Here is a 15,945-nt window from a genome sequence, read left to right as displayed (position 1 = left end):
TAAAAATATAAGAGGAGACAAATGACCCATATTCCGAGTTATCGGTATCCGGTCATGGGCTTTATGGCGTACTCGGGTACGGGTAAAACCACGCTCATTGAAAAGCTCTTGTCATATCTCACAGAGCGTGGGCTCAAAGTCACTGTCATCAAGCACACGCATCATGATTTTGATATGGATCGCCCAGGCAAAGATTCCTATCGTCATCGTGAAGCTGGGGCGCATGAAGTCTTATTGGTTTCCGATCAGCGTTGGTTTTTAATGCATGAATTGCGTGCTGAGCGTAATCCGAAAATCGAAGAGCAATTGGAACGTATTTCACCCTGTGATCTGGTGATCGTAGAGGGCTTTCGTCTAGCGCCCATTCCTAAGATTGAATTATGGCGAGCGGCTCATCCGGCCTGTCAAACAGAGCCTTTGAGAGCGAATCAAGATCCTTACATAGTCGCCTTAGCGTGTCCGACTCAGGATCAAGAGGTATTAAATCAACAGCTACAACGCTCATTGCCACTCTTGGACCTCAATTCGCATGAGACCGTGGCGCAGTTTGTACTTGATTACTTTGGGCTGAAGACTTTATGAATTCACCCGCTAAGCCTCCTATGAAAACGACCCAAGAAACTTTGGCATTCTTGATGGAGCATGCTAAGCGTTGTGCTAGTTCTCAACAGTTACCCACTCAACAGGCTTTGGGCCATATCTTGGCAGAAGATCTAGTCAGTGCTGTGAACGTTCCCACCCAAGATAACAGTCAGATGGACGGCTATGCAGTCCGTGTGGCTGATGTTCAAGATGAGCTCATCTTACCGATTAGCCAGCGTATTCCTGCTGGCCACCCAGGCCATCCTTTAGCGATAGGGACTGTTGCCAGGATTTTTACTGGTGCAGTGATCCCTGAGGGTGCCGATGCGGTCGTAATGCAAGAGGATTGTGAAGTAATGGGTGAGGGTGTGCGTATTAAAGTGAAACCTAAGGTAGGGGACTATATTCGCCGCCAAGGGGAGGACTTGCAAATAGACCGCATTGCGCTTCAAAGTGGAACGCGCCTTGATGCTCAACATTTAGGTGTCGCTGCTGCAATGGGTCTCACTCATCTTCCAGTGTTTCGTAAAGTTCGTGTCGCCGCTTTTTTCACGGGAGACGAATTGGTCATGCCGGGCCAGTCTCTTCAACCAGGCGGTATCTACAACTCTAATCGCGATACCTTGTTAGCCTTGATTCGCTCGTTCGGTTGTGAGGTCACTGATTTAGGCATTGTTCCAGACTCACTTGAGGCAACGCGTCAAACTCTCCGTCAGGCAGCGCAAGATCATGATTTGATAGTCACTTCTGGTGGTGTCTCAGTAGGCGAGGAAGACCATATCAAGCCTGCTGTTGAGGCAGAAGGTCAATTGAATCTTTGGCAGATTGCTATGAAACCGGGTAAGCCCTTTGCATTTGGTCAAGTTCAGCGACGCGGGCAGGACGGTCATGCTTGGTTTATGGGTTTGCCAGGCAATCCTGTGGCCAGTTTCGTTACATTTTTAATCTTTGCCAGACCGTTTATTCATGGTTTACAAGGACGCACCCCGACTCCTTTGCGCAGCTATGTATTGCGAGCTGATTTTGATTGGCCTAGGCCTGATCGCCGTAATGAATTTCTAAGAGTGAAAGTCAATGAACAAGGTGGTTTAGATCTTTTCCCTAATCAGAGCTCTGGCGTTCTGACCGGTGCAGCATGGGCTGATGGCTTATTGGATAATCCTCCAGAGCAAGTCATTCAACGTGGAGATATGGTGAAATATATTCCTTACTCCAGTTTTTTTAATTAAGACTGAGATAGTGAGATCATGAAAATACAGTTGAAGTTTTTTGCCTCTTTGCGCGAAGCTCTTCATACCGCTAATGACACAATAGATTGTCCGAGTGGTACGACTGCATATGGCGTGCGTCAATTATTAATTCAACGTGGTGAACCTTGGGCGAGCGCCTTGGCAGAGGGGCAGGCTGTTCGTATAGCCCTTAATCATGAAATGATTCATGTGGATCAGGTTCTTACAGAGGGGGCTGAGTTGGCCTTCTTTCCTCCGGTGACGGGAGGTTAGTCATGCCAGTGCGCGTTCAAACCCAAGATTTTGATGTCAGTCAGGAGTTGGCGGCATTGCGAGCCAATGATGCGCGCGTGGGTGCCGTTGCCGCTTTCATTGGTACAGTGAGAGATCGTAATGATGGTGCCGAAGTCTCTGCGATGACGCTAGAGCATTATCCGGGTATGACTGAGAAAGCTTTAGAAGATATTATTGCTCAGGCAAAAGCGCGCTGGGATATCTATGAAGTATTGATTATTCATCGAATCGGTCCTTTGCACATTGAAGATCAAATCGTTTTAACAGCGGTCACCAGCGCGCATCGGGGTGAAGCTTTCGCCGCCTGCGAATTCGTGATGGACTATCTAAAAACCCAAGCGCCATTTTGGAAAAAAGAAGATACTCCAAATGGCTCTCGTTGGGTTGATGCACGGTTGAGTGATGATGAAGCGCTCAAAAAATGGCAGAGTTAGGTGATCGACTGATCATCTTGAAAAAAGGCCAATTTCTCTACTTTTTTTAATCGTTTTACTTGGGCTTCAGCACGACTAGCGCTGGCTCTATCTGGATATGCACGTTGCCCGAGCAAAATAACGGGTCCACGCCCACGCGTATATTTTGCTCCTTGACCTTTATTGTGCATCTCAATTCGGTGATCAAGACGATTCGTAATACCGGTGTAATACGTTTGATCTGAGCACTCAAGAAGGTAAACAATCCAAGTCATGCGGCATGATACCGCTGTTTTTTTGATCTAAATCACTTGAAAAAGCTAAAAATGAGCTCATATTGCTCATATATAGGAGGTTTCAGGATGAGACTCGATAAATTAACCAGCAAATTTCAAGAGGCATTGGCTGATGCGCAGAGTTTGGCGCTTGATCATCAGCATGCTTATATAGAGCCCGAGCATGTTTTATGGGCCATGCTTGAACAAAGTGATAGCCCAGTGAAATCGCTATTGGAGCGTTCCGGGGTTCGCGTCGCTGAAATTAAGCAAAGTCTAAAACAGCTGATTGCTGATTTACCCCAAGTACAGGGAGATCATGAAGTTCAAATTGGCCGCCAGTTATTAGCTATTTTGCATGCTGCTGAAAAGGAAGCAAAACGCCGTGGTGATGAATTTATTGCGGGTGAATTATTTCTAGTAGCTTTACTGGCTGAAAAGAAGCCCATCACTGATTTATTAAAAAAGGCAGGGCTCAATAAGCAAACATTGGAAGCGGCCATAGAGGCTGTTCGTGGAGGACAAACTGTGAATACAGCAGATGCAGAGAACCAAAGAGAAGCGCTTAAAAAATACACCTTAGACCTCACAGAGCGGGCGAGGATGGGCAAGCTTGATCCAGTGATTGGGCGAGATGATGAAATCCGTCGGGCGATACAAATTCTTCAAAGGCGTACAAAAAATAACCCGGTCCTGATTGGCGAGCCCGGTGTGGGTAAGACCGCCATCGTCGAGGGTTTGGCACAACGTATTGTCGATGGTGAAGTGCCTGAGACCTTAAAAAATAAACGTGTCTTGGTGTTAGATATGGCTTTGTTATTGGCGGGCGCTAAGTACCGTGGGGAATTTGAAGAGCGTCTGAAAGCAGTATTGCAAGATGTGGCCAAAGACGAAGGTCAAACCATCGTCTTCATTGATGAAATTCATACGATGGTTGGCGCGGGTAAGGCTGATGGCGCAATGGATGCTGGCAATATGCTTAAGCCTGCCTTAGCGCGTGGTGAGCTCCACTGTATAGGTGCCACCACGCTCGATGAATATCGTAAGTACATTGAAAAAGATGCGGCTCTTGAGCGACGCTTTCAAAAAGTATTAGTGGGTGAGCCTAGTGTTGAGGACACCATTGCTATCTTGCGCGGCTTACAAGAAAAATATGAGTTACATCACGGTGTGGAAATCACTGATCCAGCGATTGTGGCTGCTGCAGAGTTATCACAGCGTTATATTACCGATCGTTTTTTACCGGATAAGGCTATTGATTTGATTGATGAGGCAGCTTCTCGCATCAAAATGGAGATAGATTCTAAGCCTGAGGTCATGGATAAATTAGATCGTCGTTTAATTCAACTAAAGATTGAACGCGAAGCTGTTAAAAAAGAAAAAGATGAAGCCTCGCAAAAGCGCCTGGCTTTACTAGAGGATGAAATTACTCGTTTGGGTAAAGAGTATGCTGACTTGGAGGAAATTTGGAAGGCGGAAAAGGGCGCTGCGCAAGGTGCTGCTTCGATTAAAGAAGAGATTGACCGCGTCAAAGCCGAGCTAGCGAAGTTTCAAAGAGAAGGCAAATTAGATAAGGTTGCGGAACTTCAGTATGGCAAGTTACCAGAGCTAGAGGGTAAATTAAAAAGTGCTGCGGCGGCTGAAGCGAAGGGAGCGCAAAAGCCACATAAATTATTACGTACTCAAGTGGGTGCTGACGAAATTGCTGAAGTCGTTTCTAGGGCCACTGGTATTCCGGTTGCGAAGATGCTACAAGGTGAGCGCGATAAGTTACTCAAAATGGAAGATCGTTTACATCAGCGCGTCGTGGGTCAAGATGAAGCGATTACTGCGGTCTCGGATGCCATCCGACGCTCACGCGCTGGACTTTCAGATGAAGGTAGACCTTATGGCTCATTTTTATTCTTAGGTCCTACAGGGGTTGGTAAAACCGAGTTATGTAAGGCCTTAGCTGAATTCCTATTTGATAGTGATGAGCACTTAATTCGTATTGATATGAGTGAGTTCATGGAAAAGCATAGTGTCGCCCGCCTCATTGGGGCTCCTCCAGGCTATGTCGGTTATGAAGAGGGAGGTTACCTCACGGAGTTAGTACGTCGTAAACCCTATAGCGTTGTTTTGCTCGATGAAGTGGAGAAGGCGCATCCCGATGTCTTTAATGTCCTTCTACAGGTCTTGGATGATGGGCGCATGACGGATGGTCAAGGTCGAACCGTTGACTTTAAGAATACAGTGATTGTTATGACGAGCAATTTGGGCTCGCAAAAAATTCAGAGTATGACCGGTCAGGCTCAAGAGCGGATCAAAGAAGCCGTTTGGGATGAGGTGAAGGAGCATTTCCGACCTGAATTCCTCAATCGTATTGATGAGGTCGTTGTTTTCCACGGTTTGGATCAGAAGAATATTTCTGCGATTGCAAAAATTCAACTACAACGCTTAACGGATCGATTAGCCAAAATGGATATGCAACTCGATGTGAGTGACGCAGCCTTAAAGCGTGTAGCGGAAGCGGGCTATGACCCTGTGTTTGGTGCTCGCCCCCTCAAGCGTGCGATTCAGCAGCATATTGAGAACCCCATTGCTAAATTAATTTTGGAAGGACGTTTTGGCCCGAAAGATATTATTCCTGTGGATGTAGACAAAAAGGGTCAATTTAGCTTTGAGCGAGTGGTTCACTAGTGATTGGCTGAGGGTGCCTAGCACCCTCAGATAGGCAATTTGTCACTTGGATCGAAGTAGTAGTAATATCGTGCGATGTCCTTACGTCGTGATGCCGAAGTTATATCTTTAATTAGTGTTGCACACGGCACTTCGCATTTTTATCATTTAATCCTTGCCCCGCTATTTCCCTGGCTCAAAGTTGAATTCAATTTGAGCTATGCAGAGCTTGGCTTGCTGATGACTGTTTTTTTTATTGTTTCAACCGTCATGCAGGCTTTAGCGGGTTTTTGGGTTGATCGATCTGGTCCCTTAAGAGTTCTTTTTTTTGGTGTGGGGACTTTAGCAGTATCTGCAGTACTCTTATCTCAAGCTCAAGGCTATTGGACTTTGCTTATGGGAGCTAGCCTTGCTGGTTTAGGTAATGGTGTATTTCACCCGGCCGATTACACACTCATTAATCGGCGCGTGAGTTCTACTCGAATTGCTTATGCCTACTCGATGCATGGAGTGTCAGGAGCTCTCGGTTGGGCAGCATCGCCCGCTCTATTAGTTAGTATCACCACCTTGGCTGATTGGCGTACTGCCTTATGGGTGGCAGCTGCTCTAGCTACATTCATTCTTCTGCTTCTTATTTGGCGACGTGACACCTTGCGAGGTACGCAAGAACAAAGAATTGAAGAAGCAGAGATCAAAAAACAAAATACCCGCCTATCATTTAGTTTCTTGAAGTTGCCAGCGGTTTGGTTTTGTTGGGCCTTCTTTTTTTTGAATGCGATGGCTTTGAGTGGGGTGCAGAGCTTTGTGCCTACGGCCATGCAGTTACTTTATGAATTACCTCTAGCTATTACAACCACAGCGTATTCTACGTATATGCTCGCTAGCGCCCTGGGAATGGTGCTTGGGGGCTATGTTGTGACTCGTTATAAACGTCCTGACCGTATCATTGGCTATGGCTTTGCTACCGGTGGCGCCATATCGATTTTGATTGGGAGTTTATTAATACCGAGCGCCATGATTCTGACGCTATTTACCTTAATGGGTTTTTGTGTCGGGATTGCTGGACCTTCGCGTGACTTAATGATTCGCGCGGCCACACCTAAAGAAGCCTCGGGTCGTGTTTTTGGCATTGTGTATTCAGGTTTAGACTCAGGTTTAGCTTTGGGCCCCTGGCTCTTTGGTCTCTTGATGGATTGGCAATTGACCTCAACGCTATTTTTTGTGATTGCAGCTTTTTTACTGGCCTCATTGCTCACAGCGTATCAAGTCGGCGAAAATACACCTCGATAAAAATCAATCGAAGAGGGATGTGGAAAATGACTTTTGCAACAACAGATATTTGTGACGCAAACGAAGACTTCATTGCGCGTGGCGAGTTACGTGTTTTGCCGCCGATATTTAAAGCTTACGGTGGTTTGAGCCAATTCTCAGGCCCTGCTGTAACACTCAAGGTGTTTGAAGATAACACCTGGGTAAGAACCATATTAGACGAAGCGGGTCAAGGACGAGTCTTGGTCATTGATGGCGGTGGCTCAACGCGCTGCGCCCTCGTGGGTGGCAATTTAGGGGTCTTAGCGCAAAAGAATGGATGGGCTGGGATTCTGGTGTATGGCTGTGTTAGAGACACCCTAGAGTTGGCTCAAGCACAAGTAGGTATTCGTGCTTTGGCGGCGCACCCTCAAAAGAGCGTGAAGCGCAATGTCGGGGAGCGTGATTTACAAGTCGATATTGCAGGGGTGATGGTGCGACCAGGCGAGATGATCTATGCGGATGAGGATGGCGTCTTGGTTGCTAGAAAGCCACTCGTTTAATGTATTTTCTTAAATGTTGCATCGCATTGCGGCTGATGAATTTCCTTACCGTAATGTGAAATATATTTTATTAACCATTGATTTTATTAAATAAAAATACAAGATAGCTTTTCTATATTTTTCTTGCATAGTCCATCACAAATACATAAACTCTTATATAAGACACAAGACTAAGGAAATAGAAATAAAGGTCTTGTTTAAGAGTTTTAATTTGTCATGAAAGGGAGAGAAATATGTCAACACGTCAACAAGAAATCGACGCATTACAAAAGGATTGGGACACCAACCCACGCTGGAAAGGTATTAAGCGTGGCTATACCGCCGCTGATGTGGTGCGTTTGCGTGGCTCTTTTCCGATCGAGCACACAGTAGCGCGTCGCGGTGCAGAGAAGCTCTGGAACTTGGTTAACAATGAACCTTATGTTAACTGTTTGGGTGCATTGACTGGTGGCCAAGCGATGCAACAGGTTAAAGCAGGTATCAAGGCTATTTATTTATCAGGTTGGCAGGTTGCCGCTGATAACAATAGTTATGCAGCGATGTACCCTGATCAATCTTTATATCCAGTGAATTCTGTACCGACAGTCGTTGAGCGTATCAATAACTCTTTCCGTCGTGCCGACGAGATTCAACACTCTAAGGGTATCGAAAAGGGTGATAAAGGTTACATTGATTACTTTGCTCCGATTGTGGCTGACGCTGAAGCTGGTTTTGGTGGCGTGTTGAATGCTTTTGAATTAATGAAAGCGATGATTCGTTCAGGTGCGGCAGGTGTTCACTGGGAAGATCAATTGGCTTCTGTGAAGAAGTGTGGTCACATGGGTGGTAAGGTTTTGGTGCCCACTCAAGAAGCGGTGCAGAAATTAGTGGCAGCCCGCATGGCAGCTGACGTCTGTGGTGTTCCTACTTTGGTGATTGCACGTACGGATGCTGAAGCAGCTGATTTGTTGACCTCAGACTATGATGAAAACGACAAGCCATTTTTGACGGGTGAGCGCACTGCAGAAGGTTTCTATAAGACTAAGAAAGGTCTTGAGCAGGCAATTTCTCGTGCGGTGGCCTATGCTGAGTACGCTGACTTGGTCTGGTGTGAGACAGGCACACCTGACTTAGAGTTCGCTCGCAAGTTCGCTGAAGCCGTTCATAAGAAGCACCCCGGTAAGATGTTGGCCTATAACTGTTCACCATCCTTTAACTGGAAGAAAAACTTGGACGATGCAACCATCGCCAAGTTCCAGCGTGAGTTGGGTGCTATGGGTTACAAATACCAGTTCATCACTTTGGCCGGTATTCACTCTATGTGGTACAACATGTTTGACTTGGCTCAAGACTATGTTGCACGTGGTATGTCTGCCTATGTTGAGAAAGTTCAAGAGCCTGAGTTTGCTGCCCGTGATCGTGGTTATACATTCGTATCTCACCAGCAAGAAGTGGGTACAGGTTACTTTGACGACGTTACAACAGTCATCCAAGGTGGTAACTCATCGGTGACTGCTTTGACTGGTTCTACAGAAGAAGAGCAGTTCCACTAAGATCATCATTCTGGTTATCCACCAGAAGTTAAGAGCCCGGCCACAAGCCGGGCTTTTTCATGGATACGTTCAAATTGTTAGACAATATGACTATGAATAAACCTTGTCCTTTATGCCTTGAAGTCGGCGGTGAGTTGGTTGCTCAGAATGAATGGCTGCGTATCATTTTTTCTGATGAGCCAGAGTTGCCAGGATTTTGTCGAATCATTTGGCAAAAGCATATTGCTGAGATGTCAGATTTAAGCCAAGAAGAACGAAATATGCTTTGGACAGTTCTGCATCAGGTTGAAGAGGTGATTCGTGAGGTCATGCAGCCGGAGAAAATCAATTTGGCGAGCTTAGGCAATATGGTGCCCCATTTGCATTGGCATGTTGTACCTCGTTATCAGGCAGATATTTATTTTCCAGGCTCTCCATGGAGTGCCCCGCAACGCGCTAGTGATTCAAAGCATTTGCAATTACTTCAGGAGCGCTTACCCCAACTTAAAAAGCGCTTACAAACTATTTTGGCATCATGAATGAAAGTCAACGCCGCGCTTTTTTTGCCGCATTAAAAAGCAATAATCCCAAGCCAAGTACTGAATTAGAGTACAGCACTCCTTTTGAGTTGCTAGCGGCGGTACTTTTATCAGCTCAGGCTACAGATATTTCAGTTAATAAAGCGACACGACAATTGTTTCCTGTTGCTAATACACCTGAGCAAATTCTTGCTTTGGGTGAAGAGGGGTTGATTCCTTATATTCGCCATATTGGCTTATTTAAAACAAAGGCCAAGCATTTGATTGCTACCTGCCGCATTCTTTTAGAACAATATCAGGGTGTTGTTCCTCAAGAGCGAGAAGCCTTAGAGGCTTTACCGGGAGTGGGCCGTAAGACCGCTAATGTGATACTGAATACCGCCTTTGGACAAGCGACTATGGCTGTAGATACGCATATCTTTAGAGTATCTAATCGAACCGGCTTAGCTCCTGGTAAAACTGTCTTGGCAGTTGAAAAAGCATTATTAAAAAGGGTGCCTACAGAGTATTTAGTGGATGCTCATCATTGGTTAATTCTTCACGGACGTTACATTTGCAAGGCCCGACAACCGCTTTGCTATCAGTGTATTGTCGAGCCATTATGTCGGTATAAGCAAAAAAATAGGCAGGGGACTTGATGTTCAATCCGAGTAAAGATGAGGTTCGTGATTTTTTTTGTCAGGCTTGGAGAAAGCATCTGCAACACGACATTTTGACTCCATTGGAGTCGATTGCTGCACGTTGGATGATAGAGCACCCTGAATATCACGCTTTATTAGGGGATGTGGAGCTCGCCAAGTCGAGTGAATTTTCTCCTGAGCAGGGTCAAACAAATCCTTTTTTACATTTGGCTATGCATTTATCGATCTCGGAACAAATTCAGATTGATCAGCCCTCAGGGATACGCGGGATTGCTCATGAGCTAGCAGCTCGACTCGATTCAGAGCATCAAGCGCAACATCAAATCATGGAATGCCTGGGTCAAATTCTATGGCAGGCCCAGCGGCAAGGGACGCCACCTGACTTGATGGCCTATCAAGAAGCGCTTAGGCGTCTCTTGTAATCCAAGGTTCTAGTTTGGTGGGTCTTTTTTGAGTTGTGCTTGTGCTCTTGCAATCGCAGCAGCAATGATTGCTCGTTTACGCTCAGCGTCAGCTTGAGCGATAGGATCTTCTTGATCGACAGAGAGTTCTTTGAGTTTGGCTTGAGCTTTCTTCGCTAGGCGTGCTTGATTATCGGCTTCCTCACGCAGTAAGCGTTTTTTACGTAGCTCATAACGTTCTAATGAAGCGTCTGCTTGAGTATTTGTCCATGCATCCCAACCCGTCTGCTCACCCGTGATGGGTTTCATGGTGATGCAATCAACGGGGCAGGGAGGTACACATAAATCACAGCCTGTACACCAATCTTCTAACACTACATGCATTTGTTTAGAAGCCCCAATAATGGCATCTACAGGACATGCCTGAATACAGAGTGTGCAACCAATACATTCTTTGGGATTAATCCAAGCAACAGGACGGGGTCGTTCTATGCCATTCGCAGGATTGAGGCTCAGGTCTTCCCGACCCAAAATCTTTGCTAAGCGAGTAATACCTTCAGCACCACCAGGTGGACATTGATTATGAAGAGCTTCATGATCAGCTAAGGCTTGCGCGTAAGCTCGACAGTCAGGATAGCCACACTTCGTGCACTGTGTTTGGGGTAGTGCACGATGTAGAAGGTCAACGAGTTTTTGACCTTCGCTCATTTATGCACGACGGGTTTTGCGAGCCACAGTCTTTTTGCTGGTCTGACGTGTGCTTGTTTTACCGGCTGTCTTAGCACCATCTTGTGAGCGGATGAATGCGCTGATTTGTGGGTAAACCATTTCACGCCAGCGACGCCCTGAAAAAATACCGTAGTGACCTGCACCTTTGGCCTCGAAGTGCATTTTTTTACTTTCAGGAATATTTTTACAGAGCTGGTGAGCGGCTCGTGTTTGTCCTGAGCCAGATATATCGTCAAGTTCACCTTCGACAGTGAGTAATGCTGTAGTTTTAATATCCTGTGGTTTAACCAGTTGTCCGCCAACCACCCACTTGCCAGTAGGTAGAGCAAACTCTTGGAATACCGTCTTGATGGTTTCTAGATAATAGGCCGCATCCATATCAAGCACGGCGTTGTATTCATCATAAAACTCAATATGAGCTTGGGCATCTTCTTTATCGCCTTGAACTAAGTTCAAGAAGTAATCCCAGTGAGACTGAAGGTGTCGGTCGGGATTCATGGCGACAAAGCCAGCATGTTGTAGAAAACCTGGATAAACCTTACGGCCGGCCCCTGGATGGGGTGGTGGCACGGTATAGATCACATTATTTTCAAACCACTCATAGGACTTATTCGTCGCTGTCGAGTTCACCATAGTTGGGCTCTTACGGGCATCAATGGGTCCTCCCATCATGGTCATAGAGCGCGGTGTTTTTTCTCCATTAGATGCCATCAGCGAAACAGCCCCTAGTACAGGAACGGTGGGTTGGCAAACAGAAATTAAATGTAAATTGTCTGCACCAATTTCGCGAATGAAATCTTGTACGTAATGAACATAGTCATCGAGATGGAAGATGCCATCTTCCATGGGGACTACGCGAGCATCAGTCCAGTCGGTGATATAGACCTTATGGTTTTGCAACATCGTACGCACGGTATCGCGTAATAGGGTCGCGTAGTGACCAGACAGTGGCGCTACGATCAGAACAACCGGGTCTGCTTTTAACTTTTTGATGACCTCAACATCATCTGAAAAACGCTTGAAGCGAATCAATTTACAGAAGGGCTTTTCCACCACGGTGAACTCGTTGATGGCGACATCCTTGCCATGTGCTTTTACGGTCTTAATGCCGAATTCTGGCTTTTCGTATTCTTTTCCCAAGCGATAGAGCAACTCGTAGCCTGCGGCGATACGTGGCGCATTCGGGAGTAGGGAGAGGGGGTTGCTAGGATTAACGAAGGTTTTGGCAGTGGCTTGTGCCCAAGCGGTGAGAGGTTGCAGCAGGGCTCGTTGAAACTCCTGAATTTGATACAACATCCTTTACTCTCCAAACCAATGAATAATTAAATTACTTTATAAATCAATAACTTAATAGTTATAAAAAACAACTGATTAGACATTATATGTCGATTGGAAGGATTTGCGGAGATTTTTTTGTGCAATGCAACAAAATAGTTCAGCCCCTCTTATAAGGCCTCACTTTTACATGAAAAAAGCCCCCGCAGGGGCTTTGTTTCAATTTGATGACACCGCTTAGAGAACTGCAGCTATCGCTTTGGCTACAGCATCAATATTTTTGCTATTGAGGGCTGCCACGCAGATACGACCGGTTGAGACTGCATAGATGCCGTAATCTGTTTTCAGTTTCTCGACTTGATCAGCATTGAGGCCTGAATAAGAGAACATGCCACGCTGTTGATTGACAAACTCAAAGTCGCGCTTGGCACCTGCCTCGGCTAACTTTTTCACCAAAGTATTGCGCATTAATTTGATGCGATCGCGCATTTCGCCTAATTCAGTCTCCCACATCGCACGCAGCTCAGGGTTATTCAATACTGTGGCCACTACGGTACCGCCATGGGTGGCTGGATTAGAGTAGTTGGTGCGAATCACACGCTTGAGTTGTGACAATACGCGTGTGGACTCATCTTTATTGCCTGTGATGATAGACAAGGCGCCGACACGCTCCCCATATAAGGAGAATGACTTAGAGAAAGAACTTGAGACAAAGAAGGACAAGCCTGATTGAGCAAAGCGTCTGACTGCCGCACCATCAGGATCAATCCCATCGGCAAAACCTTGGTAAGCCATATCTAAGAAGGGAATCAGATCTTTCTTTTGGCATAGGGCAACAATCTCTTGCCATTGGGCAGCAGTTAAATCAGCTCCGGTAGGATTGTGGCAACAGGCATGTAAAACAACAACGGATCGTGCTGGCAGTGCCTCAAGAGACGCTACCATTCCAGCAAAGTTGACGCCACGGGTTTGTGGATCATAGTAGGTGTAGTTCACGACTTTAAAGCCGGCAGACTCAAATAGGGCGCGATGATTTTCCCAACTAGGATCGCTGATGGCCACGACAGCATTCGCTTCGAGACGCTTAATAAAATCAGCACCAATCTTCAATGCACCCGTACCACCAACTGCTTGAGCAGTGACGACACGTCCAGCTTGAATGATTTCAGAATCTTTGCCAAAGAGCAGATTTTGTACGCCTTGGTTATAGGCAGCAATACCTTCAATGGCTAAGTAACCACGAGGACTGGGTTTTTCCATCATGCTTTTCTCAGCAGCGGCTACAGCACGAAGTAAAGGGATTTTTCCTTCGTCTGTGAAATACACACCCACACCAAGATTAACTTTCGTGGCGCGTGTATCGGCATTAAAGGCTTCATTCAGACCCAAAATAGGATCGCGAGGGGCTAATTCAACGTTTGCAAATAGGCTCATAGGATAGAAATATGTAAGAAAATACTAGCAAGCCTAGAATGATAGCTGAGATGGCAAAAAATACCCCAAAAACGACAAAATCAACAACAGAAGAAAAGCCTGCAAATTTATTGCAATTTCCTGGCTCACCATTTTTGTTGCATCAACCTTTTCCACCGGCCGGCGATCAACCCCAAGCGATTGAAGGTTTGGTTGAGGGTATTGAATCCGGTTTGATGTATCAAACCCTCTTGGGAGTGACGGGGTCTGGTAAGACCTACACCATGGCGAACACGATTGCCCGCTTGGGTCGTCCTGCAATTGTGTTTGCACCTAACAAAACACTCGCGGCCCAGCTGTATAGTGAATTCAGGGAGTTCTTTCCACAAAATGCTGTGGAGTATTTCGTCAGTTACTACGATTACTATCAGCCAGAAGCTTATGTGCCGACGCGCGACTTATTCATTGAAAAAGATTCTTCAATTAACGAGCACATAGAACAAATGCGCCTATCAGCCACAAAGAGTCTGTTAGAGCGCAGAGATACCATTATTGTTGCCACCGTGTCTGCTATTTACGGTATTGGTAATCCGGGTGACTATCATCAAATGGTGCTGACACTTCGGCAGGGTGATCGACTTGCACAAAGAGATATCGTCGCGCGTCTGATTGCGATGCAGTATGAGCGTAATGAGATTGACTTTACGCGAGGTACATTTCGTGTGCGGGGTGATGTGATTGATATCTTTCCTGCCGAACACAACGAATTAGCTGTCCGTGTGGAGTTATTTGATGATGAGGTCGATAGCCTGCAGTTTTTTGATCCCCTGACAGGCAAGATTAGGCAGCGTATTCCGAGATTCACGATTTATCCAGGCTCGCATTACGTCACCCCTCGCGAGACTGTGCTGAAAGCGATTGAGTCCATTAAGCTCGAGTTGCGAGAACGTCTTGATTACTTTGTGAAGGGCGGGAAGTTAGTAGAGGCTCAGCGCTTAGAACAGCGAACTCGCTTTGATTTAGAGATGCTCTCGGAGTTAGGGTTTTGCAAGGGTATCGAAAACTATTCTCGACATTTATCGGGAGCTAAGCCTGGAGAGGCTCCACCGACCTTGGTCGACTATTTACCCCCGGATGCCCTGATGTTTTTGGATGAGAGTCATGTTTTGATTGGGCAGCTCAATGGGATGTATAACGGCGATCGTGCTCGTAAAGAAACGCTGGTTGAGTATGGGTTCCGTTTACCTTCAGCGATGGATAACCGACCCTTGAAGTTTGCTGAGTTTGAAAAGAAGATGAGGCAAGTAGTATTTGTTTCAGCAACTCCTGCGGATTATGAAAATAAGAAAGCGGATCAGGTCGTTGAGCAAGTGGTTAGACCCACCGGATTGGTAGACCCGATCATTGTGATTAAACCTGCCACTACTCAGGTCGATGATTTAATGTCTGAGGTCCGTGAGCGTATTCAGGTCGGTGAGCGAGTATTAGTTACCACTTTGACAAAACGTATGGCTGAACAACTCAGTGAATTTATGTCTGATCATGGCGTTAAAGTGCGCTATTTGCACTCCGATATCGATACGGTTGAGCGCGTGGAAATTATTCGTGATTTACGTTTAGGTGTTTTTGATGTCTTAATTGGCATCAATTTATTACGTGAAGGTTTAGATATTCCAGAAGTCTCTCTCGTTGCAATTTTGGACGCTGATAAAGAGGGATTTTTGCGTGCCGAGCGCAGTTTGATTCAGACCATTGGCCGAGCCGCAAGAAACGTCAACGGCACTGCTATTTTGTATGCGGATAAGATGACGGACTCCATGAAGCGCGCTATTAGTGAGACCGAGCGCAGACGAGCTAAGCAGTTAGAATTCAATCAGATTCATGGTATCACGCCAAAAGGTGTACAAAAACGTATTAAAGACATCATCGATGGGGTTTATGATGTCAACGATAAGCGCCAAGAGCTTCAGTTGGAGCAAGAAAAAGCTCGTTATGAAGATATGAGTGAGAAGCAATTGGCCAAAGAACTCAAACAACTTGAAAAAGCCATGAATGAGCATGCAAAGAATCTTGAGTTTGAAAAAGCGGCAGCGATGCGTGATCAATTGCTCAAGCTGAGGGAGTTAGCCTTCGGTGCCAATTTGCATGATTCGGTCAGTGGTTTAGGGTAGGGA

16 protein-coding genes are annotated in these 15,945 nt (G+C 46.0%); 12 read left to right on the top strand and 4 right to left on the bottom strand.

Annotation, left to right across the window (positions count from 1 at the left end):
* Positions 1-21 precede the first annotated feature (21 nt).
* Genes mobB through moaE form a run of 4 tightly spaced genes read left to right on the top strand, consistent with a single transcriptional unit; the run spans position 22 to position 2,539 of the window.
* Positions 22-582, top strand: a complete 561-nt coding sequence (mobB, locus tag ICE94_RS00910; RefSeq protein WP_216147508.1) for a molybdopterin-guanine dinucleotide biosynthesis protein B — start codon at positions 22-24, stop codon at positions 580-582.
* A complete protein-coding gene (gene glp / locus ICE94_RS00905; protein WP_255539044.1) occupies positions 579-1,811 on the top strand; it encodes a gephyrin-like molybdotransferase Glp in 1,233 nt (410 codons plus the stop codon). The genes mobB and glp overlap by 4 nt, the downstream gene beginning before the upstream one ends.
* Positions 1,812-1,829: 18 nt before the next feature.
* Positions 1,830-2,084 carry a molybdopterin converting factor subunit 1 gene (moaD, locus tag ICE94_RS00900; RefSeq protein WP_216147505.1) on the top strand — a complete coding sequence of 85 codons (255 nt, stop codon included), beginning with the start codon at positions 1,830-1,832 and terminating at the stop codon, positions 2,082-2,084.
* A 2-nt stretch (positions 2,085-2,086) separates the two neighbouring features.
* On the top strand, positions 2,087-2,539 hold the full coding sequence (moaE, locus tag ICE94_RS00895; protein WP_216147502.1) for a molybdopterin synthase catalytic subunit MoaE: 453 nt from the start codon (positions 2,087-2,089) through the stop codon (positions 2,537-2,539).
* Here moaE and ICE94_RS00890 read toward each other — a convergent pair.
* Positions 2,536-2,793 carry a GIY-YIG nuclease family protein gene (locus tag ICE94_RS00890; RefSeq protein WP_216147499.1) on the bottom strand — a complete coding sequence of 86 codons (258 nt, stop codon included), beginning with the start codon at positions 2,791-2,793 and terminating at the stop codon, positions 2,536-2,538. The two genes, moaE and ICE94_RS00890, sit on opposite strands and share 4 nt — an antisense overlap.
* An 87-nt stretch (positions 2,794-2,880) precedes the next feature.
* Between ICE94_RS00890 and clpB the strand changes: the two genes are divergently transcribed.
* The 7 genes from clpB to ICE94_RS00855 all read left to right on the top strand — a co-directional run bounded on the left by clpB (position 2,881) and on the right by ICE94_RS00855 (position 10,375).
* Complete coding sequence (gene clpB, locus ICE94_RS00885) at positions 2,881-5,472, top strand: ATP-dependent chaperone ClpB (RefSeq protein ID WP_216147496.1); 2,592 nt, start codon at positions 2,881-2,883, stop codon at positions 5,470-5,472.
* Between the two features lie 75 nt (positions 5,473-5,547).
* Positions 5,548-6,741, top strand: a complete 1,194-nt coding sequence (locus ICE94_RS00880) for an MFS transporter (RefSeq protein WP_216147493.1) — start codon at positions 5,548-5,550, stop codon at positions 6,739-6,741.
* Between the two features lie 26 nt (positions 6,742-6,767).
* The gene (gene rraA / locus ICE94_RS00875; protein WP_216147489.1) at positions 6,768-7,262 is read left to right on the top strand and encodes a ribonuclease E activity regulator RraA; all 495 of its coding nucleotides are present in this window, start codon (positions 6,768-6,770) and stop codon (positions 7,260-7,262) included.
* A gap of 233 nt (positions 7,263-7,495) precedes the next feature.
* Complete coding sequence (aceA, locus tag ICE94_RS00870; protein ID WP_216147486.1) at positions 7,496-8,794, top strand: isocitrate lyase; 1,299 nt, start codon at positions 7,496-7,498, stop codon at positions 8,792-8,794.
* Between the two features lie 92 nt (positions 8,795-8,886).
* Positions 8,887-9,312, top strand: coding sequence for an HIT family protein (locus ICE94_RS00865; protein WP_216147483.1), 426 nt, complete (start codon positions 8,887-8,889; stop codon positions 9,310-9,312).
* Positions 9,309-9,950 (top strand): endonuclease III, encoded by a 642-nt coding sequence (gene nth, locus ICE94_RS00860; RefSeq protein WP_216147480.1) that lies wholly within the window; start codon positions 9,309-9,311, stop codon positions 9,948-9,950. Before ICE94_RS00865 ends, nth begins: the two co-directional genes overlap by 4 nt.
* Entirely contained in the window at positions 9,950-10,375 is a 426-nt protein-coding gene (locus ICE94_RS00855; RefSeq protein ID WP_216147477.1) for a DUF1841 family protein, read from the top strand. The genes nth and ICE94_RS00855 overlap by 1 nt, the downstream gene beginning before the upstream one ends.
* Before the next feature lie 9 nt (positions 10,376-10,384).
* Here the strand turns inward: ICE94_RS00855 and rsxB are convergent, their stop codons facing one another.
* The 3 genes from rsxB to ICE94_RS00840 all read right to left on the bottom strand — a co-directional run bounded on the left by rsxB (position 10,385) and on the right by ICE94_RS00840 (position 13,792).
* Positions 10,385-11,062, bottom strand: a complete 678-nt coding sequence (gene rsxB, locus ICE94_RS00850) for an electron transport complex subunit RsxB (RefSeq protein WP_216147475.1) — start codon at positions 11,060-11,062, stop codon at positions 10,385-10,387.
* Positions 11,063-12,379 carry a polyhydroxyalkanoate depolymerase gene (locus ICE94_RS00845; RefSeq protein ID WP_216147472.1) on the bottom strand — a complete coding sequence of 439 codons (1,317 nt, stop codon included), beginning with the start codon at positions 12,377-12,379 and terminating at the stop codon, positions 11,063-11,065.
* A 216-nt stretch (positions 12,380-12,595) separates the two neighbouring features.
* Complete coding sequence (locus tag ICE94_RS00840) at positions 12,596-13,792, bottom strand: amino acid aminotransferase (protein ID WP_216147470.1); 1,197 nt, start codon at positions 13,790-13,792, stop codon at positions 12,596-12,598.
* Positions 13,793-13,842: 50 nt separating this feature from the next.
* Between ICE94_RS00840 and uvrB the strand changes: the two genes are divergently transcribed.
* Complete coding sequence (gene uvrB, locus ICE94_RS00835; protein ID WP_255539043.1) at positions 13,843-15,942, top strand: excinuclease ABC subunit UvrB; 2,100 nt, start codon at positions 13,843-13,845, stop codon at positions 15,940-15,942.
* Positions 15,943-15,945 lie beyond the last annotated feature (3 nt).

The organism is Polynucleobacter sp. MWH-Loch1C5 (assembly GCF_018881775.1).
GTDB lineage: Bacteria > Pseudomonadota > Gammaproteobacteria > Burkholderiales > Burkholderiaceae > Polynucleobacter.
Note: the sequence above shows the minus strand (reverse complement) of the source record. Positions and strands in the feature narration are given on the sequence as shown.